Source organism: Dactylosporangium salmoneum (genome assembly GCF_039532525.1).
Taxonomy (GTDB): domain Bacteria; phylum Actinomycetota; class Actinomycetes; order Mycobacteriales; family Micromonosporaceae; genus Dactylosporangium; species Dactylosporangium salmoneum.
On the sequence record NZ_BAAARV010000058.1, the window covers coordinates 163783 to 184902 of the forward strand.

Annotated in this window: 20 protein-coding genes; 14 read left to right on the plus strand and 6 right to left on the minus strand. The window is 73.4% G+C overall.

The genetic code is table 11. From position 1 onward, the window contains the following. The first annotated feature begins 27 nt into the window (after nt 1–27). The 4 genes from glmS to tsaE are packed head-to-tail and all read left to right on the plus strand — an operon-like array spanning nt 28 to nt 4930. On the plus strand, nt 28–1899 hold the full coding sequence (glmS, locus tag ABD352_RS30870; RefSeq protein ID WP_344616019.1) for a glutamine--fructose-6-phosphate transaminase (isomerizing): 1872 nt from the start codon (nt 28–30) through the stop codon (nt 1897–1899). Between the two features lie 24 nt (nt 1900–1923). Further along, nucleotides 1924–3369 (plus strand): NAD(P)H-hydrate dehydratase, encoded by a 1446-nt coding sequence (locus tag ABD352_RS30875; RefSeq protein WP_344616020.1) that lies wholly within the window; start codon nt 1924–1926, stop codon nt 3367–3369. 20 nt (nt 3370–3389) lie between these two features. After that, complete coding sequence (locus tag ABD352_RS30880; protein WP_344616021.1) at nt 3390–4454, plus strand: alpha/beta fold hydrolase; 1065 nt, start codon at nt 3390–3392, stop codon at nt 4452–4454. Beyond that, on the plus strand, nt 4451–4930 hold the full coding sequence (gene tsaE, locus ABD352_RS30885; protein WP_344616022.1) for a tRNA (adenosine(37)-N6)-threonylcarbamoyltransferase complex ATPase subunit type 1 TsaE: 480 nt from the start codon (nt 4451–4453) through the stop codon (nt 4928–4930). Before ABD352_RS30880 ends, tsaE begins: the two co-directional genes overlap by 4 nt. Before the next feature lie 113 nt (nt 4931–5043). Here tsaE and ABD352_RS30890 read toward each other — a convergent pair whose 3' ends face one another. Beyond that, nucleotides 5044–7107: an Hsp70 family protein gene (locus tag ABD352_RS30890; RefSeq protein WP_344616023.1), complete on the minus strand. Its 2064-nt coding sequence runs from the start codon at nt 7105–7107 to the stop codon at nt 5044–5046. A 138-nt stretch (nt 7108–7245) separates the two neighbouring features. Here ABD352_RS30890 and tsaB point away from each other — a divergent pair, with 138 nt between their 5' ends. From tsaB to tsaD, 3 genes are read left to right on the plus strand one after another with little or no spacing between them, the layout of a single operon-like run. Then, complete coding sequence (gene tsaB / locus ABD352_RS30895) at nt 7246–7899, plus strand: tRNA (adenosine(37)-N6)-threonylcarbamoyltransferase complex dimerization subunit type 1 TsaB (protein WP_344616024.1); 654 nt, start codon at nt 7246–7248, stop codon at nt 7897–7899. After that, complete coding sequence (gene rimI / locus ABD352_RS30900; RefSeq protein ID WP_344616025.1) at nt 7896–8378, plus strand: ribosomal protein S18-alanine N-acetyltransferase; 483 nt, start codon at nt 7896–7898, stop codon at nt 8376–8378. Before tsaB ends, rimI begins: the two co-directional genes overlap by 4 nt. Then, nucleotides 8362–9411, plus strand: a complete 1050-nt coding sequence (gene tsaD / locus ABD352_RS30905) for a tRNA (adenosine(37)-N6)-threonylcarbamoyltransferase complex transferase subunit TsaD (protein ID WP_344616026.1) — start codon at nt 8362–8364, stop codon at nt 9409–9411. Before rimI ends, tsaD begins: the two co-directional genes overlap by 17 nt. 19 nt (nt 9412–9430) lie before the next feature. Here tsaD and ABD352_RS30910 read toward each other — a convergent pair whose 3' ends face one another. Next, nucleotides 9431–10189, minus strand: coding sequence for a DUF7691 family protein (locus ABD352_RS30910; RefSeq protein WP_425553698.1), 759 nt, complete (start codon nt 10187–10189; stop codon nt 9431–9433). Between ABD352_RS30910 and ABD352_RS30915 the strand changes: the two genes are divergently transcribed. Genes ABD352_RS30915 through ABD352_RS30925 form a run of 3 tightly spaced genes read left to right on the plus strand, consistent with a single transcriptional unit; the run spans nt 10086 to nt 13785 of the window. Then, nucleotides 10086–10343 carry a hypothetical protein gene (locus tag ABD352_RS30915; RefSeq protein ID WP_344616028.1) on the plus strand — a complete coding sequence of 86 codons (258 nt, stop codon included), beginning with the start codon at nt 10086–10088 and terminating at the stop codon, nt 10341–10343. The genes ABD352_RS30910 and ABD352_RS30915 overlap by 104 nt on opposite strands. Before the next feature lie 55 nt (nt 10344–10398). Next, a complete protein-coding gene (locus ABD352_RS30920; RefSeq protein WP_344616029.1) occupies nt 10399–12072 on the plus strand; it encodes an ABC transporter transmembrane domain-containing protein in 1674 nt (557 codons plus the stop codon). Further along, complete coding sequence (locus ABD352_RS30925; protein ID WP_344616030.1) at nt 12073–13785, plus strand: ABC transporter ATP-binding protein; 1713 nt, start codon at nt 12073–12075, stop codon at nt 13783–13785. Here the strand turns inward: ABD352_RS30925 and ABD352_RS30930 are convergent. Together ABD352_RS30930 and ybaK are read right to left on the minus strand one after the other, a co-directional pair. Continuing rightward, nucleotides 13778–14065 (minus strand): DUF1707 SHOCT-like domain-containing protein, encoded by a 288-nt coding sequence (locus ABD352_RS30930; RefSeq protein WP_344616031.1) that lies wholly within the window; start codon nt 14063–14065, stop codon nt 13778–13780. The genes ABD352_RS30925 and ABD352_RS30930 overlap by 8 nt on opposite strands. Nucleotides 14066–14078: 13 nt before the next feature. Further along, nucleotides 14079–14558 carry a Cys-tRNA(Pro) deacylase gene (gene ybaK, locus ABD352_RS30935; protein WP_344616032.1) on the minus strand — a complete coding sequence of 160 codons (480 nt, stop codon included), beginning with the start codon at nt 14556–14558 and terminating at the stop codon, nt 14079–14081. A gap of 17 nt (nt 14559–14575) precedes the next feature. Between ybaK and ABD352_RS30940 the strand changes: the two genes are divergently transcribed. Then, nucleotides 14576–15322 carry a hypothetical protein gene (locus ABD352_RS30940; RefSeq protein WP_344616033.1) on the plus strand — a complete coding sequence of 249 codons (747 nt, stop codon included), beginning with the start codon at nt 14576–14578 and terminating at the stop codon, nt 15320–15322. On the opposite strand, the gene ABD352_RS30945 is transcribed toward ABD352_RS30940, so the two are convergent. Then, the gene (locus ABD352_RS30945) at nt 15282–16487 is read right to left on the minus strand and encodes a THUMP-like domain-containing protein (RefSeq protein WP_344616034.1); all 1206 of its coding nucleotides are present in this window, start codon (nt 16485–16487) and stop codon (nt 15282–15284) included. The genes ABD352_RS30940 and ABD352_RS30945 overlap by 41 nt on opposite strands. Before the next feature lie 196 nt (nt 16488–16683). On the opposite strand from ABD352_RS30945, the gene groES reads away from it, so the two are divergent. The 3 genes from groES (at nt 16684) to ABD352_RS30960 (ending at nt 20499) form a co-directional block, all read left to right on the plus strand. Beyond that, complete coding sequence (groES, locus tag ABD352_RS30950) at nt 16684–16998, plus strand: co-chaperone GroES (protein WP_344616035.1); 315 nt, start codon at nt 16684–16686, stop codon at nt 16996–16998. Between the two features lie 95 nt (nt 16999–17093). Beyond that, entirely contained in the window at nt 17094–18734 is a 1641-nt protein-coding gene (gene groL, locus ABD352_RS30955; RefSeq protein ID WP_344616036.1) for a chaperonin GroEL, read from the plus strand. A gap of 253 nt (nt 18735–18987) precedes the next feature. Further along, on the plus strand, nt 18988–20499 hold the full coding sequence (locus ABD352_RS30960; RefSeq protein WP_344616037.1) for a molybdopterin-dependent oxidoreductase: 1512 nt from the start codon (nt 18988–18990) through the stop codon (nt 20497–20499). Between the two features lie 18 nt (nt 20500–20517). On the opposite strand, the gene ABD352_RS30965 is transcribed toward ABD352_RS30960, so the two are convergent. Next, on the minus strand, nt 20518–21024 hold the full coding sequence (locus ABD352_RS30965; RefSeq protein ID WP_425553701.1) for a WhiB family transcriptional regulator: 507 nt from the start codon (nt 21022–21024) through the stop codon (nt 20518–20520). Nucleotides 21025–21120 lie beyond the last annotated feature (96 nt).

The window sequence follows — 21120 nt, forward strand, 5'->3', positions numbered from 1 at the left end:
GCTCGATTTTCTGCTACGGTACGGGGCATGTGCGGAATCGTGGGGTACGCCGGCGCCCGGCCGGCCTTGAACATCGTGCTGGACGGGCTGCGGCGGCTGGAGTACCGCGGCTACGACTCCGCCGGCGTCGCCATCGTCGGCACCGAGCTGCTCACCACCAAGCGGGCCGGCAAGCTCGCCAACCTCGAGAAGGCCCTCGCCGACGAGGGCAACGCCGCCCTCGGCGCCGGGACGACCGGCATCGGGCACACCCGCTGGGCCACCCACGGCGGCCCCACCGACCGCAACGCCCACCCGCACCGCTCGTTCGACGGCCGGGTCGCGGTGATCCACAACGGGATCATCGAGAACTTCGCCCGGCTGCGGGCCGAGCTCGAGGCGGCCGGCGTCGAGTTCGCCAGCGACACCGACACCGAGTGCGCCGCGCACCTGCTCGCCCAGGCGCTGCAGGGCGCCGTCGGGGACACGCCCGGCGAGCGGCTGGCCGACGCCATGCGGGCCGTGTGCCGCCGCCTGGAGGGCGCCTTCACCCTGCTCGCCGTCGACGTGCAGGCCCCCGGCGTGGTGGTCGGCGCCCGGCGCAACTCCCCGCTGGTGGTCGGCCGCGGCGTGGGCGAGAACTACCTGGCCAGCGACGTGTCCGCGTTCATAGAGCACACCCGCGAGGCGGTCGAGCTCGGCCAGGACCAGGTCGTGCTGATCAGCGGCGACGCGATCGTCATCTCCGACTTCGAGGGCAACGCCGCCGAGGGCAAGACGTTCCACATCGACTGGGACGCCTCCGCCGCCGAGAAGGGCGGCTACGACTACTTCATGCTCAAGGAGATCGCCGAGCAGCCGCACGCGGTCGCCGAGACGCTGCTGGGCCGGCTCAACGAGCACGGCGACCTGATGCTCGACGAGGTCCGCCTGTCCGACCAGGACCTGCGCGACGTCGACAAGGTGTTCATCGTGGCCTGCGGCACCGCCTACCACTCGGGCATGGTGGCGAAGTACGCCATCGAGCACTGGACCCGCATCCCGTGCGAGGTGGAGCTGGCCAGCGAGTTCCGTTACCGCGACCCGGTGCTCGACCGCTCGACGCTGGTCGTGGCCATCTCCCAGTCCGGCGAGACGATGGACACCCTGATGGCCCTGCGCCACGCCAAGGAGCAGAAGGCCCGGGTCCTGGCGATCTGCAACACCAACGGCTCCACCATCCCGCGCGAGTCCGACGCCGTGCTCTACACGCACGCCGGGCCGGAGATCGCGGTCGCGTCCACCAAGGCGTTCCTCACCCAGCTCGTGGCCTGCTACCTCGTCGGGCTGCACCTCGCGCAGGTGCGCGGGGTGAAGTACGCCGACGAGGTCGCCGCCGTCGTCGCCCAGCTGCAGGAGATGCCGGCCAAGGTCGAGCAGGTCCTGTCGATGATGGAGCCGATCCGGGAGCTGGCCCGTGACCTGGCCGAGGCCAAGAGCGTGCTGTTCATCGGCCGGCACGTGAGCTACCCGGTGGCCCTGGAGGGCGCCCTGAAGCTCAAGGAGCTCGCGTACATGCACGCCGAGGGCTTCGCCGCCGGCGAGCTCAAGCACGGCCCGATCGCGCTCATCGACCACGGCACGCCGGTCGTCTGCGTGGTGCCCTCGCCCCGCGGCCGCGGCGTGCTGCACGACAAGGTCGTCTCCAACATCCAGGAGGTCCGCGCCCGCGGCGCCCGCACGATCGTGATCGCGGAGGAGGGCGACGAGGCGGTCAAGCCGTACGCCGATCACCTCTTCTACGTCCCGGTCACCCCCACGCTGCTCGCGCCGCTGGTCACCACGGTTCCGCTGCAGGTCCTGGCCTGCGAGATCGCCTCGGCCCGCGGCCACGACGTGGACCAGCCGCGCAACCTGGCCAAGTCCGTCACCGTCGAGTAAGGCACGTGTGACAGGGTTGTTCCTGTGAGAGCAGCCTGGCGGGTCGCGCAGGTGCGCGCGGCCGAAGCGTCCGTCATGAAGACCCTTCCCGACGGCGCGCTCATGCAGCGCGCCGCCGCGGGACTGGCCCGGCGCTGCGCCGACAGCCTCCCCCGGGTGTACGGCAGCCGCGTCCTGCTCCTCGTCGGCTCCGGCGGCAACGGCGGCGACGCGCTCTACGCGGGCGCGCGGCTGGCCCGCCGGGGCGCGAGGGTGGACGCGCTGCTGTTCGACCCCGAGCGGGTGCACCGGCCCGCCGCCGAGGCCTTCCACGCGGCCGGCGGGCGCCTGCTGGTCGCCGGGGAGGGCCGTCCGGGCCCGGCCGACCTGGTCGTCGACGGCATCCTCGGCATCGGCGGGAAGGGCGGGCTGCGCGAGCCGGCCGCGGCCCACGTCGCCGACCTGGCCGACCTGCTGCGGGCCGCGCCCGTGATCGCGGTCGACGTGCCGTCCGGGGTCGACGCCGACACCGGGGCGGTGACCGGCATGGCCATCCACGCCGACGTCACGGTGACCTTCGGTGTTCTCAAGCCGGGGCTGCTGGTCGGGGCCGGTGCGGTACACGCGGGGATCGTCGAGCTCGTCGACATCGGCCTCGAAGCACACCTCGACGGCGACCCGGCCCTGTATGTGCCCGACGCCGCGGACCTCGCCGCGTGGTGGCCGCGGCCCCGGGCGAACGACAACAAGTACTCCCGCGGCGTCGTCGGGCTGGCCACCGGGTCGGCGAAGTACCCCGGCGCGGCCGTGCTCTCCGTCGGCGGCGCGACGGCGGGCCCGTCGGGCCTGGTCCGCTACGCCGGCGGCGCGGCCGACGCCGTGCGCTTCCAGCACCCGCCGGTCGTGGCCACCGAGCGGGTCGCCGACGCCGGGCGGGTCCAGGCCTGGGTCTGCGGCAGCGGCCTCGGCACCGACGAGCGCGCCTACGGCGAGCTGCGGGCCGTCCTCGGCACCCCGGTGCCTGCGGTGATCGACGCCGACGGCCTGACCCTGCTGGCCAACGCCCCGATGGCCGACCGGTTCCGCGAGCGCGACGCGCCGACCGTGGTGACCCCGCACGACGGGGAGTTCCAGCGCCTCGCCGGCGGCGCGCCGGGCGACGACCGGGTGGCCGCCGCGACCGGCCTGGCCGCCCGGATGGACGCGGTCGTGCTGCTCAAGGGCGACCGCACCATCGTCGCCACCCCCGACGGCCGGGTCTTCGTCAACCCGACCGGCACCGCGGTCCTGGCCACCGGCGGCACCGGCGACGTGCTGGCCGGCCTGCTGGGCTCGCTGCTGGCCGGGGGCCTGCCGGCGGAGCTCGCGGCCATCGCCGCCGCCTACGCGCACGGCCTGGCCGGCCGCCTGGCCGCCGAGCGGGGCCCGGTGACCGCCGCCGATGTGGCCTTCCACCTGCGCGAAGCGGTCGCGATCTTAACTCGCGGGTAACGACCGATTAGGCTCTGGGCATGGGTACCGAGGTGGCGAAGAGCGGCAGCCGGAAGCGAACGGCCGGCATCATCGGCGCGGTCGTGGGTCTGGCGGCGGCCGGCGTCGCCGCCGGGGTGGCCACCGAGCGTTACCTCGTGCGCCGGTCGAAGCAGGCCGACGACCCCTACGCCGAGGAGGAGTTCGGCGTCTGGGACAGCGACGAGCAGCTCACGGTGACCACCGAGGAGGGCATCGACCTGCACGTGGAGGTCGTCGACGGACCCGGCCCGACGCTGGTGTTCGTGCACGGCTTCTGCCTGGATATGGGCACATTCCACTTCCAGCGCAAGTACTTCCAGGGCAAGCACCGCATGGTCTTCTACGACCAGCCGGGCCACGGCCGCTCGGGCAAGCTCAAGAAGGGGGAGTACACCCTGGACTCCCTCGGCGCCGGCCTGCGCGCCGTGCTCGCCGCCACCACCCCGACCGGCCCCGTCGTCCTCGTCGGCCACTCGATGGGCGGCATGACGATCATGGCGCTGGCCGAGCAGGTCCCGGAGCTCTTCGAGTCCCGGGTCGACGCCGCCGTGCTCATCTCCACCTCGGCCGGCAAGCTCGACCAGGTCACCTTCGGCTTCCCCGAGGTGGTGGCCCGCTTCCGCCGCCCGCTGATGCCGGTCGTCGGCTTCGCCGGCCCGATCAGCTCGGCCGTGATCGACCGCGCCCGCCGCGCCTCCACCGACCTGGCCTGGCTGCTGACCCGCCGCTACGGCTTCGGCACCTCCCGCCCCAGCCCGGCCCTGGTGTCGTACGTCGAGCAGATGAACTCGACCACGTCGACGGAGGTGATCGCGCGGTACCTGCGCACCCTCTACACCCACGCGCGCCTGCTGGTCCTCGGCCCGCTGCGCGACGTGCCCGTCCTGCTGGTCTGCGGCGACAAGGACGTGTTGACGCCGCTGGCCCACACGTACGAGATAACGTCTGTCCTGCCCGAGGCCGAGCTGGTTGTGGTGGCCGACGGCGGCCACGTCGTGCTGCTGGAGCACGCCGACGAGGTCAACGAGGCGATGGACAGTTTCTTGACGAAGGTGCTGCCGTGACGCGAATCCTGTCGACCGTTGAGCACACCCGCGCGTTCGGACAGGCCCTGGCCGAGGTACTGCGGGCCGGCGATCTGGTCGTCCTGACCGGCCCGCTCGGCGCCGGCAAGACCGCGCTGGCCCAGGGCGTGGGGGCCGGCCTGCACGTGCGCGGCGACATCACCTCGCCGACCTTCGTGATCGCCCGGGTGCACAAGCCCGACCTCTCCCGTGGCGGGCGGCTGTCCATGGTCCACGTGGACGCCTACCGCCTGGGCAACGTGAAGGACCCGATCGGCGAGGTGGACGCGCTGGACCTGGACGCCACGCTGGAGGACTCGGTCACGCTGGTGGAGTGGGGCGAGGGGCTGGTCGAGCAGCTCAGCGACGAGCACCTGGAGGTCCGGCTGGACCGCCGCGAGGACGACTCGCGCGTGGTCGCCCTGATCCCGCGCGGCGGCGACTGGCCCTCACGCGCGGCCGCCCTGACCGCCTGACTCCCGTTTTGCGCGAAATGTCGGGTGCTGCCGCGCCGCGACATTTCGAACTTATAACCTGACGGGGTATAAGTCCGATAAGTCGTGGCGCGCCAGCGCCCGACTTATCGTATTTACGCGGCCTGGAGCACTTCCCAGACGTCGACCCAGGTGCCCTCGTCGTCCGTGGTGCGGGCCAGCAGGTGCCGCCCCTCGTGGCAGAACGCCGTGCTCACCCGCCGCCCCGGCGGCAGGTCGGTCCGGAACACCTCGGCCTCGGTCTCCAGGTCGCGCACGGAGAGGGCGCCGTCCAGCGCGGCGGCGCGCAGCCGGCCGTCCGGGCTCTCCATCTCGGCGGCGAACGCGTCCGCGCGGGAGGACTCCGCGTAGCCCGCGAACCGCCTCGGCAGGTCCTCGCCCACCACCCGGTCGATGCGGGCGCCCGTGGCCAGGTCCCACACCGTGGCCACGTCCCGGCGGTAGCGCCCGACGCTCGCCGCGCCCTCGCCGGTGGTGACGAGGCGCCATTCGGACTCGTTCAGCAGTACCGCATCCGGCTTGTGCACGTCCGAGAAGGTCGTCGTGATGCGGCCCGCGAGCACGTCCCAGACGGCGAAGTGGCCGTCGGCGTCCCAGGTGACGAGGGAGAGCTGGTGGCCCGGGCCCAGGGCGACCTGGGCGCGACCGGCGCCGCGGCCGGGGCGCAGCTCGGTGACGAGAGCGCCGGAGTCGATGTGGCGGACCTTGACGTACTCGCCGGTGCGCGCGCACTCGACCAGCATCCGGCGGTCGGGCATGAGCAGCCAGTCGCCGGCGACCCGCAGGTGGTGGCGCTTGGCCAGCTGGAAGCGCTCGGCGGAGGCGGGCTCCAGGCGGGCGTGCGCGGCCACGGCGCCGGAGACGACGACGTCGCCGACGGCGACGCGCTGTTCGAGCAGGACGCCCTCGGCGCCGCCGGCGGCCAGGTCGTACACCTGGTCGTCGGAGGTGCGCACCTGCGCGATGGGTGTGCCGCGGCGGTACCCCTCACCCTCCTTCACCAGCCACCGCACCAGCCGCCCGCGGCCGCCCGGGATGGTCCACGACAGCGGCTCGACCCGCCACGACGGGGGGTCGGCCAACACCGTCCGGGCCAAGCGCGCCCGCGCCCAGGCGGCGGCGCCGCGCAGCACGGCGAGCTCGGGGTCGGCCGGCCGGGTGACGGGGCGGCCGATGCCGCCGTGCAGCGCCGCGCCGATGCCGGGCAGCCGGGCCGCGCCGCCGACCAGGAGCACCGCGGTGACGTCGCCCGGGACCAGGCCCGCGCGGGCGATGACGGCCCGGCAGCTGGCGATCAGCCAGCGCGTGGCCGGCTCCGTGAGCTGGTCGAGGAGGCGGCGATCCATGCGGTACGGCGGAACGCCCGCCTCCACCTCGTCGGCCGCCTCCGGCACGTCGGCCAGCCGGTGCTTCAGCCGGCGCACGATGTCGAGGGCGTGCAGGTTGGCCCGCACGCTCGTGTCGCCGCCGGCCGCGAACGCCGGCTCCACCCACTCGGCCAGCGTGGCCCGGAGGTCGGCGGCGAGCATCACGTCGATGTCGCGGCCGCTGCCGGAGCTCTCCTGGCTCAGCGGCACCGGGCGGCCGCGCTGGATCTGCGCCAGCGTGGCGGTCCACGTCGCGCCCAGGTCGCAGACCAGCACGTGGCCGCCCTCGGGCACCTCCAGCAGCGTCATCGGGTCGAGCACCGCGGCCGACGCGTCGACGACGATCTCGGCGTCGGGGAAGCCGGCCATGGAGGCGGCGGCGACGAGCGCCTCGCGGCGGGGATCGTGGGTGCGGTACCCCGCCGGGGCCGTCAGCACGAGACGCCCGATCGGGCCGTAGACCCGTCTGGCCTCGCCGATGATCGCCTCCAGCGCGGTGTCGACCAGCTCCACGCCGTTGACGAGCTGGTCGCCGAGCCAGATCGGGGCGTTGGCGTCGATCGCGCGGCGGACGCCGTCGACGTACTGCCGCGGGTGTTGGTCCCTGGCCTGCTCGGCGGCCATCCCCACGGCGAGGCGGGGGCGGCCACCGCCCGTCACCAGGGTGGCGCTGCCCGGCCAGCGGGTGGCGCCGGTCACCGGCTCGCGGACCGGGTGCAGCTGATCGGGTAGTACGACGGCGGCGGACAGGGCCCAGGACCCTACATCCACGACCAGGATCGGTTCGGTCACAGCGGCTCTCCCGGCGTCGATAGCGGCCGATGCTAGGCCCCGCTCGTTGCGCCCGCGTTAACTGATCGTGCCTGCGACGTCGCAATCCCGAGGGTCACGGCAGGGAATGTGTCCTACCCCTCCTCTAGAGTTGGCCCCGTGCTGGTGATGGTGATGGACACGGCGACGGCAGCGGTGACCGCGGCGCTCGTGCGGGTCGGCGACGACGAGGTGGCCCTGCTCGCGGAGCGGGTGACGGTCGACGCCCGCGGCGCCGGGGAGCTGCTGGCCCCCCAGATCACCGAGGTCCTGGCCGAGTGCAGCGTGTCGGCCGGTGACCTGGCCGCGGTGGTCGCCGGGGTCGGGCCGGGCCCCTTCACCGGCCTGCGCGCCGGCCTGGTCACCGCGGCGGCCATGGGCCACGCGCTCGCCATCCCGGTCCACGGCGTGTGCACCCTCGACGCGATCGGGCTCCGCCTGCGCGGCCGCGCCCTGGTGGCGACCGACGCCCGCCGCAAGGAGGTCTACTGGGCCGTCTACCAGGACGGCGCCCGTCAGGCCGGCCCCGACGTGGCCCGGCCCGCGGCGGTGGCGCTCGACGGGGTCGAGCGGGCCGCGGGGGACGGCGCCGAGAAGTACTCCGACGTGTTCGCCCTGCCGCTCGACGGCCCGCGCTACCCGTCGGCCCTGGCCCTCGCCGAGCTGTCGGCCGACCGGGTGCGGGCGAAGGCGCCGTCGGAGACGCTGACGCCGCTGTACCTGCGCCGGCCCGACGCGGTGCTCCCCGGCGAGCGGAAGCCGGCCCTGCAATGACCGCGGTCGGCGTCGCGGGCGCGGTCGAGCTCGCCGAGCTGCGGTGGTTCCACATCGAGGAGCTGCTGCCGATCGAGGACGAGCTGTTCGGCGAGGAGCGCTGGTCGGCCGGCATGTTCTGGAACGAGCTGGCCAACGGCCACTACTACCTGGTCGCGCTGGACCGGTCCGGCGACGGCGAGCGGGTCGTGGGGTACGCCGGGCTGGCCTTCGCGCCGCCGGACGAGGCGTGGGTGCAGAACGTCGGCGTGCGCAAGGACGCGCAGCGGCGCGGGGTCGGGCGGCGGCTGCTGGAGGCCCTGCTCGGCGAGGCGCGGCGGCTCGGGGCGCGGCAGGTGCTGCTCGAGGTCGCCGTGGACAACGCGGCGGCGCAGAAGCTGTATGCGCAGTACGGGTTCGAGGCCGTCGGCATCCGCCGCGGCTACTACCAGCCCAGCAACACGGATGCACTGGTGATGATGCGTGAGCACGAAGACTGAGCCGCTGGTTCTCGGGATCGAGACCTCGTGCGACGAGACGGGCGTCGGGATCGTCCGGGGGCACACGCTGCTCGCGGACGAGATCGCGTCCAGCGTGGACGAGCACGCCCGGTTCGGGGGCGTGGTGCCGGAGGTGGCCAGCCGGGCCCACTTCGAGGCGATGGTCCCGACGATGCAGCGGGCGCTGGACAAGGCGGGCGTGACGCTGGCCGACGTCGACGCGATCGCGGTGACGGCCGGCCCCGGGCTGGCCGGGGCGCTGCTGGTCGGGGTGGCGGCGGCCAAGGCGTATGCGCTGGCGGCGGGCAAGCCGATCTACGGCGTCAACCACCTCGCGGCGCACGTGGCGGTCGACACGCTGGAGCACGGGGCGCTGCCCGAGCCGGCGATCGCGCTGCTCGTGTCGGGCGGGCACTCCTCGCTGCTGCGGGTCGACGACCTGGCCGGCGGGGTGGTGCCGCTCGGGGCGACGATCGACGACGCCGCGGGCGAGGCGTTCGACAAGGTGGCGCGGCTGCTGGGGCTGCCGTTCCCCGGCGGTCCGCCGATCGACAAGGCGGCCCGCGAGGGGTCGGCGTCGATCGCGTTCCCGCGGGGGCTGACGGCGCCGCGGGATCTGGCCGAGCACCGGTTCGACTTCTCGTTCTCGGGCCTGAAGACGGCGGTGGCGCGGTGGGTCGAGGCGCGCGAGCGGTCGGGGGAGCCGGTGCCGGTTCCCGAGGTGGCGGCCTCCTTCCAGGAGGCGGTCTGTGACGTGCTGACGGCGAAGGCGGTCGACGCGTGCCGTGAGCACGGGGTCGAGACGCTGGTGATCGGGGGTGGGGTGGCGGCCAACTCGCGGATCCGGTCGATGGCGCAGGAGCGGTGCGACAAGTACGGGATCACGCTGCGGGTGCCGCGGCCGAAGCTCTGCACCGACAACGGCGCGATGGTGGCGGCGCTCGGCTCGCACCTGGTGGCGGCCGGGGCGGAGCCGGGCCGGCTGGGGCTGCCTTCCGACTCCGCGATGCCGATCACGTCGGTCACCGCCTAGGGGCGTCGATCGCCGGGCGTCAGTGATAGAAGCAGACCAGGTCCGTGTCCTCGCGGCGGCACTCCCGCAGCCAGGACCGGACCTGTTCGACGGCCGTCACGACGTCCTGGTCGTCGATCCGGGCCAGCTCGGGGGCGCTCAGGAGATCGAGGTGTGCCTGGAGGTCGTCGCGGGTGATGTGGCCCATGGCGGGAAAGTCGTCGGGCGGAGGCACGTCGGCGCCGGGGCCGCCGATGATGAGGTCGGTGAAGTCGTAGGTGACGCCCGCCTGGGCGACGGTCTTGGTGACGGCGTCGAACCAGCCGTACCGCATCCCCCACCACCCGTCGTTCGCCATCGGCGCGCCCCAGAGCTCGCACAGCACCTTCACGCAGTAGCCGTACAGGTGCGCGTTCTCGTTGGCGTGGGGGCGCCCGAGCATCAGGTCGGCCATGTAGTCGGCCGCCGGCCGCTCGGTCTCGAACCACTCGTCGAGCTCGGTGAGGTCGGGCCCGCAGTGCTCGACGACCCAGGCCGCGAGCGATTCGTCGCGCAGGGCCAGCACGTCGCGCAGCGCGTCCAGACGGATACGGACACCGTACTGTCCCGCTCGACGGGGCGCGGCCCGCCCGGCATCGATAGGCTGGACGGCACGGTGATGTTGGAGGGGTGTGGTGGGAGTAGAGTCCAGCGCCGTGATCGTGCGCATGTGGGAGGTCAGGGCGCACCCGGAGGCGTTCGGGGAGTTGCTGTCCTGGGTTTGCGAGGCGATGCTGCCCAAGGTCGAGGTGCACCCCATGCACCTGAGCAGCGAGGTGTACGCGTCGACCGACCAGCGGCTCGTGGTCGTGTCCAAGTGGCGGGGGAGCACGCCCGAGGGGTTCGCCGAGCCGCCGTCGCACCTTGTGGCGCGCAAGCCGCAGTTCTGGGACTTCACGCAGGTCGACCGCTGACCCGCGGCATAAATGTAAGGCGGGTCCGGGCGGGGCGGGGTTACGGTCGCCTACTGTGCGCAGACTGCCTCTCGCCGAGCCCGGGGAGCCCGACAGCCGGTCCGCGGCCCGCTATCTGATCTGGATCGCGCGACAACAGTTCTCGCTGATCGCCGGGGGCGTCTGCTTCGGCGTGCTGTGGATGGTCAGTCAGGCGCTCGTGCCGGCGGCGATCGGGGCCGGGGTGGATGCGCTCGCCCGCGGGGACAAGTCCCGGCTGGGGTGGGCGGCGGCCGCGGTGCTCGGGCTCGGGGCGGCGACCGCGTTCAGCGGGATCATGCGGCACCGGTTCGCCGTGTCGAACTTCCTCAGCGCCGGGTTCCGGACCATGCAGGTCACCGTGCGGCAGGCGGCGCGGCTCGGGGCCGCGCTGCAGCGGCGGGTGGCCACCGGCGAGGTCGTGAGCATCGGGACCTCGGACTTCGACCAGGTCGGGCTCGCGATGGACATCACCGCGCGCGGGTCCGGGTCGGTGGTGGCGATCGTCGTCGTGTCCGTGCTGCTGCTGCGCGTCTCGGTCCCGCTCGGACTGGTCGTGGTGCTCGGCGTGCCGGTGCTGGTGGCGGTGGTGGGGGTGCTGCTGCGACCCCTGCACCACCGGCGGCGCGACCAGCGGCAGCTCGCCGGGGAACTCACGGGGCGGGCGGCGGACATCGTGGCGGGGCTGCGGGTGCTGCGCGGCGTCGGGGGCGAGGCCGCGTTCTCCGCGCGATATCGGACCGAGTCGCAGCGGGTGCGCTTCGCCGGGGTGCGGGTGGCGCGGGTCGAGTCGATGCTGGAGGCCGCCCAGATCCTGTTGCCGGGGTGCTTCGTCGCGCTGGTCACGTGGCTCGGGGCGCGGTTCGCGGTGGCCGGGCGGATCAGCCCGGGGGAGCTGGTGGCGTTCTACGCCTACGCCGCGTTCCTGATCTCGCCGCTGCGGACGCTGACCGAGTTCGCCGACAAGGTGACCCGCGGGCTGGTGAGCGCGCGCCGGGTGGTCGACGTGCTGCGGCTCGAGCCCGACTTCGAGCACGACCCGGCCGCGGCGGCGCTGGAGCCCGGCGACCTCGAGGACCCCGACTCGGGACTGTTCGTCAAGGCGGGCGTGCTCACGGCGGTCGCGGCCGTGCGGCCCGAGGACGCGGCGGGCATCGCGGATCGCCTCGCGCTCCTGGCGCCGGGGTCGGCGGCGCGCCTGTGCGGGGTACCGCTGCGGGAAATGCGGCTCGAGGAGGTGCGGCGACACATCGTGCTGGCCGACAACGACGGGCGGCTGTTCCGCGGTGCGCTGCGGGAGGAGCTCGGCGACGGCGCGACGCTGGACGCCGCGGCTGCCGGGGACATCGTCGACGCGCTGCCCGACGGGCTCGACACCGAGATCGCCGAGCGGGGGCGGGACTTCTCCGGCGGCCAGCAGCAGCGCCTGCGGCTGGCCCGGGCGCTCGCGCTCGACCCTCCGGTGCTGGTGCTCGTCGAGCCCACCAGCGCGGTCGACGCGCACACCGAGGCGCGCATCGCCGATCGGCTGCCGCCGGCGCGGGCCGGGCGCACGACCGTGGTCTGCACGACCAGCCCGCTGCTGCTCGACCGGGCCGACACCGTGGCCTTCGTGGGCGCGGACGGGCGAGTAGCGGCGACCGGGCCGCACCGGGTGCTGCTGGACGGCTGCCCGGAGTACGCCTCGATCGTGAACCGTGGGGAGGACTGAATGCTGCCGATCGCGTCGCCGGCGCAGGTGCGGGCCTACCTGCGCGGGCTGTTCGCCGCCTATCCGGGGCGGCTGAGCGTGGTGCTGGTGCTGCACCTGGCCGCGGCGGCGGCCGGGCTGGCGGCGCCGCCGCTGCTGGGCACGCTGGTGGAGCGGGTCGCGGCCGGCACCACGACGTGGACCGTGGACCGGATCGCCATGGCCATCGCCGGGTTCGTGGTCGCGCAGTCGGTGCTGGTCAGGTACGCGCGGCTGGCCTCGGCGCAGCTCGCGGAGCAGGTGCTGGCCCGGCTGCGGGAGGAGTTCGTCGACGGGGTGCTCTCCGTGCCACTGTCCACGGTGGAGCGGGCCGGCACCGGCGACCTGCTCAGCCGGGCGACGCGGGACGTGCAGCAGACGTCGGAGTCGGTGGACAGCGCGCTGCCGACGATCGTGGTCGGGCTGCTGCAGATGCTGCTCACGCTCGGGGCGATCGCGCTGGTCGCGCCGCTGCTGCTGGTGCCGGCGCTGATCGTGGTGCCCGGGCTGTACGCCGTCTCGCGCTGGTACTTCCGTCGCGCGCCCGACGGCTACCTGCGCACCGGGGCCGCGTTCGCGCGGGTGGTGGACGGGCTGACCGAGACGGTCGAGGGGGCCCGGACCGTCGAGACCCTGAGTCGGCAGCGGGCGCGGGTGGAGCGGACCCAGCAGCACCTGGGGGAGCTGTACGCCGTCGAGCGCTACACGCTGGGCCTGCGCACGGTGTGGTATCCCCTCACGGAGTTCTCCTACGCGCTGCCGCCCGTGGTGACGCTCGTGGCCGGCGGCTGGTTCGTCGCCGAGGGCTGGGCGAGCGTCGGGCAGGTGACGACCACGGTGCTGTACTTCGTGGCCGTCGTCGACCCGCTGGACCGCGTGCTGTCGTACTTCGACCGCCTGCAGCTCGGCCTGGCCTCCCTCGCCCGCGTGGTCGGGGTGCGCGCGGCGCTCGAGCCGCAGGCGGACGGGCCGGCGCGGACGCCGGTCGACGAGCGGCTGGTCGCCTCCGAGGTGCGGTACTCCTATGTGGACGGCCGAGACGTGCTGCACGGCATCGACCTCGAGATCCGGCCGGGCGAGCGGCTGGCCATGGTCGGCCCTTCGGGCGCCGGCAAGTCGACGCTGGGCCGGCTGCTCGCCGGGATCCACGCGCCGCGGTCGGGGTCGGTGGAGCTGGGTGCGGTACCGCTGACGGATCTTCCCCTCGACGAGCTGCGCGGGCACGTGGCGCTGGTCACCCAGGAGCACCACGTGTTCATGGGCAGCCTGCGCGACAACCTGACGCTGGCCAAGGCCGGCGCGACCGACGAGGAGCTGTTCGCGGCCCTGGCCACCGTCGACGCCCTCGACTGGGCGATGGCCCTCGGCCTGGACGCCACCGACCTGTCCCTGTCCCCGGCGCAGGCCCAGCAGCTGGCGCTGGCCCGGCTGGTCCTCGCCGACCCGCACACGCTGGTCCTCGACGAGGCGACCTCGCTCATCGACCCGCGGGCGGCCCGGCACCTGGAGCGCTCGCTGGCCGGTGCGCTGGAGGGCCGGACCGTGGTGGCGATCGCGCACCGGCTGTTCTCCGCCCACGACGCCGACCGGGTCGCGGTCGTGGAGGACGGGCGGATCACGGAGCTGGGCAGCCACGACGAGCTGGTCGCGGCCGACGGCGCCTACGCCGCGCTGTGGCGGTCGTGGGCTACTTGATCAGGGTGTACACGACCCCGATGACGATCAGTGCGCCGATCGCGAGGGCGAAGGTGAGCAGCAGCTGGCGGCCGTCGTGCGACTCGGGCGGCAGGGGAGCCGGGGCGGACGGGGCGAGCGCGGGCAGGTCGGCGATCGCCCCGCGCAGCTCGTCCATGGTCTTGGCCGAGTAGACGGTGCCCGCGCGCTCGGAGAACTCGTCGAGGGTGAGCCGGCCCGCCTCGGTGTGCCGCTGCAGGACCGTGATCACGCGCCGCCGGTCCTCGTCCGATGCCCGCACGCCGCCCATGGTTTCAGTGCGCGGCGATCGGCGCCAGGGTTGCCCCGACGACCTGCACGAGGTCGGCCGGGGCGAGCTCGATCTGCAGGCCGCGGCGCCCGCCGGAGACGTACATCGTCGCCAGCGCCGACGCGGACTCGTCGATCACGATCGGCAGCCGGGAGCGCTGCCCGACCGGGGAGATCCCGCCGGTGACGTAGCCGGTGGCCCGCTCGGCCGCGGCCGGCTCGGCCATCGCGGCCCGCTTGCCGCCCACCGCGGCGGCCAGCGCCTTGAGGTCCAGCGACGCCGAGACCGGCACCACGCCCACGGTGAGCTGCCCGTCCACGGTGGTGACGAGGGTCTTGAACAGCCGCGCCGGGTCGACGCCCAGCGCCGCCGCGGCGGCCTCGCCGTAGGAGGCGGCGCGCGGGTCGACCTCGTAGGTGTGCGGGGTAAAAGCGATCTTCGCGCGCGTCAGCAGTGCGGTCGCCGGGGTGCCCTTGCTCGCCACTGGCCCACAATAGCGACATGCAGATCGGCGCGGTCCAGTTGTACCTCGGCCCCGGCCACCTGTTCCTGGGCGCCACGAACGCCGTCGACCTTTCGGTGTTCGACGGCGACGGCGCGGTCACCGCGACCGAGCACCACGTGCGCATCGCCGCGCGGCCGCAGGTCGGGCCGGTGCGGGTGCGGCTCTGGCAGGGCGCGGGCCCGCGGGTCGGCCGGCTTGTCTTCGACGGGGTGCTCAAGCTGCCCGACGCCAAGTTCTGCGTCGAGGAGGGCGGCGGTGCGTCGCGGTACGTCATCAAGGTCAGCGGCTACGGCCCGCGGGTGCTCGTCGCCGTCGACGACCCCGGCCACGCCTCCCGGGTCGACGTGGTGCTCGAGCCCGAGTTCGTGCCGCGCAGCGCACAGGTCTGGCCGGCCGGCGAGCCGCCGTTCCCGAAGCTGACGGTGTCGCCGACCGCGCCCCGGCACCGGGCCGATGCCGTCGCCGACGCCCTGGCCGGCCACGACTTCCCGCGCAAGCGCCTGGCGGCGGCCCTGCTGGTGGTGGCCGAGGAGCGGCGGCAGCGCAACTCCGAGCAGAGCGTGGCCTTCTACGTCAACGACATCGTCGAGTGGCTGCGGTGGCTCAATGACCGGCTGACGTACGAGATGTGCCGCGACACCGGCCGCCGGCTCATGGGCCAGCTCGGCCTGCGCAGCCCGGACCTGCTGGCCGAGGACGTCCTCACCGATCTGGAGCGGCGCCTGGGCCACCCGCTGGTCTGAGCAGCAGCGCGGCGTGCTCGCCGTTGATCCTGGTCAGCGCCAGCGCGGCCGACCGCGAGCCCTCCAGTCGCAGCTGGCGGCGCAGGTCCTCGACGTCGTGTGCGGAGCCGCGCTTGAGGATCTGCAGCGCGCCGACGTCGAGGGCGCGCAGCGCGGCCCGCAGCTTCTTGAGGGCGATCGGCAGGCGTTCGAGGATTTCGTACTGCCGGGCAAAGGGGCTCGGCGCCGCGTCCGGCGTCGTGACGTACGCGATCTCGGGGTCCAGCAGCGTGCCGCCCAGCGACTCGGCGAGCTCGGCCACCAGGTGGGCCCGCACGACGGCGCCGTCGGGGTCGTGCAGGTAGCCGCCGACCGGGCCGGCCGGGGCGCGCTCCTCGCCGGAGCCGGTGAGCTCGGACGCCTCCCCGCCGCGCAGGACCGTCGCCCGGCGCGGGGCCTTCGCCAGCGGCCCGCACCACGCGGCCGCCTCGACCACGTCGCCGTCGACCGACACCCACTCGCCCTCCGTGCCCTCGGGCAGCAGCGCGTGGTCGATGCCCGGGGCGAGCTTGAGCACGGCGTACCGCACCCGGCCCGGCAGGGCGGCGACGAAGTCCCACGGCGGGGAGTAGGCGCGGGGGTCGAACACCCGGCGGCCGCCCGTCGTGCGGCGGGCCGGGTCGCAGAAGACGGCGTCGAACTCGGCGAGGTCCAGCTCCGTGGCGTCGCGGGCTTGTACGCGTACCGAATCGGCCAATCGCAGCGCGCGGACGTTGGCCTCCGCGACGGCGGCCGTGGCGGCGGCGGCGTCGACGGCCAGGACCTGCAGTCCCGCCCTGGCGAAGGCGATGGTGTCGGCGCCGACCCCGCAGCCGAGGTCGGCGACCCGGCGCGCCCCGGCGGCGGCCAGCCGGGCGGCCCGGCGACGGGCGACGGCGGCCCGGGTGGCCTGCTCCAGCCCCGCCCGCGTGAAGAGCATCACGGCGGCGTCGGGGCCGAACTTGGCGGCCGCCTTGCGCCGGAGCCCGGCCTGGGTCAGCGCGGCCGCAGCCAGGGCCGGCGCGAACCCGCGGGCCCGCAGCGCCGAGGCCGCGGCCAGCGGATCGTCCTCGGGCTGCTCGGCGGCCGCGGCCAGCGCCGCCCGCCCGGCCTCGGTGTCCAGCGCCAGTAGGTCGTCGAGCTCCACAAGCCGATTATGCGCAATGATCGCGGGGTGATTTCGCGGCGTGTTTGGCACTCTAGTTGACGGAGTGCTAGCCGCCGACATAACCTCCGATTAGCACTCTCGTGTCGAGGGTGCCAGTCAACCCGGCCGGGGCCGGCACCCGCGACGACGGCTCTACCGGGCTACAAGATGAGCAAGCTCGATACCCCAGGAGGGTATGCCCGTGACTACCGCGACGCAGGTTGCGATCAAGCCGCTCGAGGACCGCATCCTGGTCCAGGCCAACGAGGCTGAGACGACCACCGCCTCGGGCATCGTCATTCCGGACACCGCGAAGGAGAAGCCCCAGGAGGGCACCGTCATCGCGGTGGGCCCGGGTCGCATCGACGACAAGGGCAACCGGGTGCCGATCGACGTCAAGGTCGGCGACACCGTCATCTACTCGAAGTACGGCGGCACCGAGGTCAAGTACGCCGGCGCGGAGTACCTGGTGCTCTCCGCCCGCGACGTGCTCGCTGTCATCGAGAAGTGACCTTTCTTCACTAGAAGCAGTGGCCACCGCCCCGGACCCGTGCGTCAGTCGCCCGGCGGCCGGGGCGGTGTCGCTTTGAAGGGAATCCAACAAGCATGGCGAAGATCCTGAGCTTCTCCGACGAGGCGCGCCACCTTCTGGAGCACGGCGTCAACCGCCTGGCCGACACGGTCAAGGTCACGCTCGGCCCCCGGGGGCGCAATGTCGTCCTGGACAAGAAGTTCGGTGCCCCCACCATCACCAACGACGGCGTGACGATCGCCAAGGAGATCGAGCTCGCCAACCCGTACGAGAACCTTGGCGCGCAGCTGGTCAAGGAGGTCGCCACCAAGACCAACGACGTGGCGGGCGACGGCACCACCACCGCCACGGTCCTGGCCCAGGCGCTCGTCCGTGAGGGCCTGCGCAACGTGACCGCCGGCGCCAACCCGGCCGGGCTCAAGCGCGGCATCGACGCGGCCTCGGCCGCGGTCGTGAAGGCGCTCAAGGACAAGGCCACCCCGGTCGCGAGCCACACCGAGATCGCGCAGGTTGCCACCATCTCCGCGCAGGACGCCACCATCGGCGACCTCATCGCCTCGGCGATGGAGCGGGTCGGCCGCGACGGCGTCATCACGGTCGAGGAGGGCTCGACCCTCACGACCGAGCTCGAGGTCACCGAGGGCATGCAGTTCGACAAGGGCTTCGTGTCGCCGCACTTCGTGACCGACGCGGAGGCCCAGGAGGCCGTCCTCGAGGACACCTACGTCCTGATCACCACCCAGAAGATCTCCGCCATCGAGGAGCTGCTGCCCCTCCTGGAGAAGATCGTCCAGAACAACAAGCCGCTGCTGATCATCGCCGAGGACGTCGAGGGCCAGGCCCTGTCCACCCTCGTCGTGAACGCCATCCGCAAGACCTTCAAGATCGTTGCGGTCAAGGCGCCCGGCTTCGGCGACCGCCGCAAGGCGATGCTGCAGGACATCTCGATCCTGACCGGCGCCGAGCTGGTCGCCCCGGAGCTCGGCTACAAGCTCGAGGGCGTCGGCCTGGAGCAGCTGGGCACCGCCCGCCGCGTGGTGGTCTCCAAGGACCTGACCACGATCGTGGACGGCGGCGGCGACAAGTCCGAGGTCGAGGGGCGCGTCGAGCAGCTGCGCAAGGAGATCGAGGCCTCCGACTCCGACTGGGACAAGGAGAAGCTCAACGAGCGCGTCGCGAAGCTCGCGGGCGGCGTGGCGGTCATCAAGGCCGGCGCGGCGACCGAGGTCGAGATGAAGGAGCGCAAGCACCGCATCGAGGACGCGATCTCCGCGACCAAGGCCGCGGTGGAGGAGGGTATCGTCCCCGGTGGCGGCGCCGCCCTGACCCAGGTCCTCTCGGTCCTGGACGGCGACCTCGGCCTCACCGGCGACGAGAAGGTCGGTGTGTCGATCGTGCGCAAGGCCCTGGTCGAGCCGCTGCGGTGGATCGCCCAGAACGCGGGCTTCGACGGGTACGTCGTGGTCGGCAAGGTCCAGGCGCTCGACTTCGGCCACGGCCTGGACGCCGCCACGGGCGACTACGTCGACCTGGTGAAGTCCGGCATCGTCGACCCGGTGAAGGTGACGCACAGCGCGGTCGCCAACGCCGCCTCGATCGCCGGCCTGCTGCTGACGACGGAGAGCCTGATCGTCGAAAAGCCGGTCGCGGCGGAGCCGGCGGCCGCGGGCGGCCACGGTCACGGTCACGGCCACTCGCACGGCCCGGGCTTCTGACCCGTTGCGAACGGGCCCGGGGCGGCGTTCCTGCCGACCCGGGCCTTTTTGCTCGAAAAATCCCGATGCCTGGAGGCATCAGGATTTTTCGAACTTTTCTCCTGACAGGTTATAAATCCGGTAAGTCGTGGCGCGAAGCGCCCGACTTATCTGCATCTGGGTCGGTTTGAGCCCATCCGGCGGGCGCGGTCAAAAGCTTAGGGAGTGATTACCGCTGTTGGAACCGCCCGGATGACCGCCGCATGCTAGGGGCGTGCACACTCGCAGGTTCGGGGCGCTCGCCGCGCTGACCGCCGCCGTCGTGGCCCTGGGCGTCGCCGAGGCCGTCGCCATCGTCACGGGCGCCACCACGTCCCCGCTGGTGAGCGTCGGCGGCGTGGTCATCGACAACGTTCCGGCCGCGGTCAAGGACTTCGCGGTCCAGGTCTTCTACACCTACGACAAGCTGGCGCTGAGCGTCGGCACCATCGCGCTGCTCGCCGCGTTCGCCGTGGTCGTCGGCGTCCTCGCGGCCAAGCGGGAGATCATCGGGTACGCCGGCATCGGGCTCTTCGCCGCCATCGGCATCGCCGCCGCGCTCAGCCGGCACGCCGCGCCCTGGTACGCGTTCGTCCCCACGCTCGTCGGGGCGCTGGCCGGCGCCGCCGTCCTGCGCTGGCTGTTCGCCCGCGAGACCGGGTACAACGCCACGCCGGAGGAGCGGCGGGCGTTCCTGCGCGCGGCCGGGTACACCCTCGCCGGGGCCGCCGTCCTGGGTTTCGCGAGCCGCTGGTGGTCCACCCGCCGCGGGGTCGAGGCCGACCGGGCCGCGATCAACCTGCCCCCGGTGCCGCCGGACACCGCCGTGTCGCCGCTGCCGTCCGAGGCCGACGCCGGGCTGCCCGACCTGGCCCCGTTCGTCACCCCGAACAAGGACTTCTACCTGATCGACACGGCACTGGTGGTACCGCAGCTGACCAGCGAGGACTGGCAGTTGCGCATCCACGGCCGGGTGGAGAAGGAGATCACCATCAGCTACAAGGAGCTGCTGCAGCGGCCGATGATCGAGCGGTACGCCACGCTGGCCTGCGTCTCGAACGAGGTCGGCGGCGGGCTCATCGGCAACGCCAAGTGGCAGGGCGTCCGGGTGGCCGACCTGATCCGCGAGGCGCGCCCGAAGGCGGGGGCCGACCAGGTGGTGAGCCGATCCAGCGACGGGTTCACCGCCGGCACGCCCACGGCGGTGCTGCTCGACGGCCGCGACGCGATGCTCGCGATCGCCATGAACGGCGAGCCGCTGCCCGTCGAGCACGGTTTCCCGGTGCGGATGGTGGTGCCCGGACTGTACGGCTACGTCTCCGCGACAAAATGGCTCGTAGAACTCGAACTGACGTCGTTCGCCGATTTCGACGCGTATTGGATCAAACGCGGATGGGCGGCGCAGGGGCCGATCAAGACCGAATCGAGAATCGACACGCCGCGCGACGGCGGTAAACCGAAGGCCGGCGACGTGATGATTGCCGGCGTGGCCTGGGCGCAGCATCGGGGCATTTCCAAGGTCGAGGTCCGCGTCGACGACGGGGAATGGCAGACAGCGACGCTGCTCCCAGTGCCGTCGATCGACACCTGGCGGCAATGGACGCTCAAGTGGCGGGCCACCCCGGGCCGGCACCGGCTGACGGTGCGCGCCACCGACAACGGCGGGCAGACCCAGACAGACGCCGTGGCGCCGCCGGATCCCGACGGCGCCACGGGGTGGCACTCGATTGAGGTGGACGTCCCGTGAGGCGGACGTCCAGGTAGGTCAGCGGGCGGCGGTGCGCGACCGCGCCGTGCCCGCCGACGTCTGCGGCCGACGCTGCGACGGCACGCCCGGGGCCGGGTGCGTCGGGCCGGGGCGCCCGCTGGGCACCATGCGAAGCGGCTGCTGCGGCCCGGCGTTGGTCTGCGGCACGGGCGGCGTCGGGCGCAGGCCGAGCTTGGCCTCCAGCCGCGCCACGTCGACCGTGCTGTGGCGCCGGTCGGCGGTGTCCTCCCAGCCCAGGGCCAGCAGCCGCAGCCGCTCGCCCTCGGTGAAGCCGCCCCACACGCCGTAGGGCTCGCGGGTGGCGAGCGCCTGGGCGGCGCACTCGGCGCGCACCGGGCAGGCCCGGCACACGTTCTTGGCGGCGTTCTCCCGGCGGCCGCGGGAGGCGCCGCGTTCCCCGTCAGGATGGAAGAACTGGGCGCTGTCCCGTCCGCGGCACAGTCCGAGCCGCTGCCAGTCCCAAACGTCCGCGATGGGACCGGGCAGGCGCGTCACATTCGTCATTCGCTCCTCCTTCCAGGCGTGCGGCCTGGAATTCGCGCGTCGCACATTCCCTGTACAACGCGCGAGACCGCCACAGGTAACGGCATGTCGTCGATC

What these genes read in the sequence shown, in the direction of transcription:
- glmS (WP_344616019.1), top strand. Translation starts at nt 28, where the DNA reads ATGTGCGGAATCGTGGGGTACGCCGGCGCCCGGCCGGCCTTGAACATC.
- ABD352_RS30880 (WP_344616021.1), top strand. Translation starts at nt 3,390, where the DNA reads ATGGGTACCGAGGTGGCGAAGAGCGGCAGCCGGAAGCGAACGGCCGGC.
- rimI (WP_344616025.1), top strand. Translation starts at nt 7,896, where the DNA reads ATGACCGCGGTCGGCGTCGCGGGCGCGGTCGAGCTCGCCGAGCTGCGG.
- ABD352_RS30910 (WP_425553698.1), bottom strand. Translation starts at nt 10,189, where the DNA reads ATGGGGTGCACCTCGACCTTGGGCAGCATCGCCTCGCAAACCCAGGAC.
- ABD352_RS30925 (WP_344616030.1), top strand. Translation starts at nt 12,073, where the DNA reads ATGCTGCCGATCGCGTCGCCGGCGCAGGTGCGGGCCTACCTGCGCGGG.
- ABD352_RS30940 (WP_344616033.1), top strand. Translation starts at nt 14,576, where the DNA reads ATGCAGATCGGCGCGGTCCAGTTGTACCTCGGCCCCGGCCACCTGTTC.
- groES (WP_344616035.1), top strand. Translation starts at nt 16,684, where the DNA reads ATGCCCGTGACTACCGCGACGCAGGTTGCGATCAAGCCGCTCGAGGAC.
- groL (WP_344616036.1), top strand. Translation starts at nt 17,094, where the DNA reads ATGGCGAAGATCCTGAGCTTCTCCGACGAGGCGCGCCACCTTCTGGAG.
- ABD352_RS30965 (WP_425553701.1), bottom strand. Translation starts at nt 21,024, where the DNA reads ATGACGAATGTGACGCGCCTGCCCGGTCCCATCGCGGACGTTTGGGAC.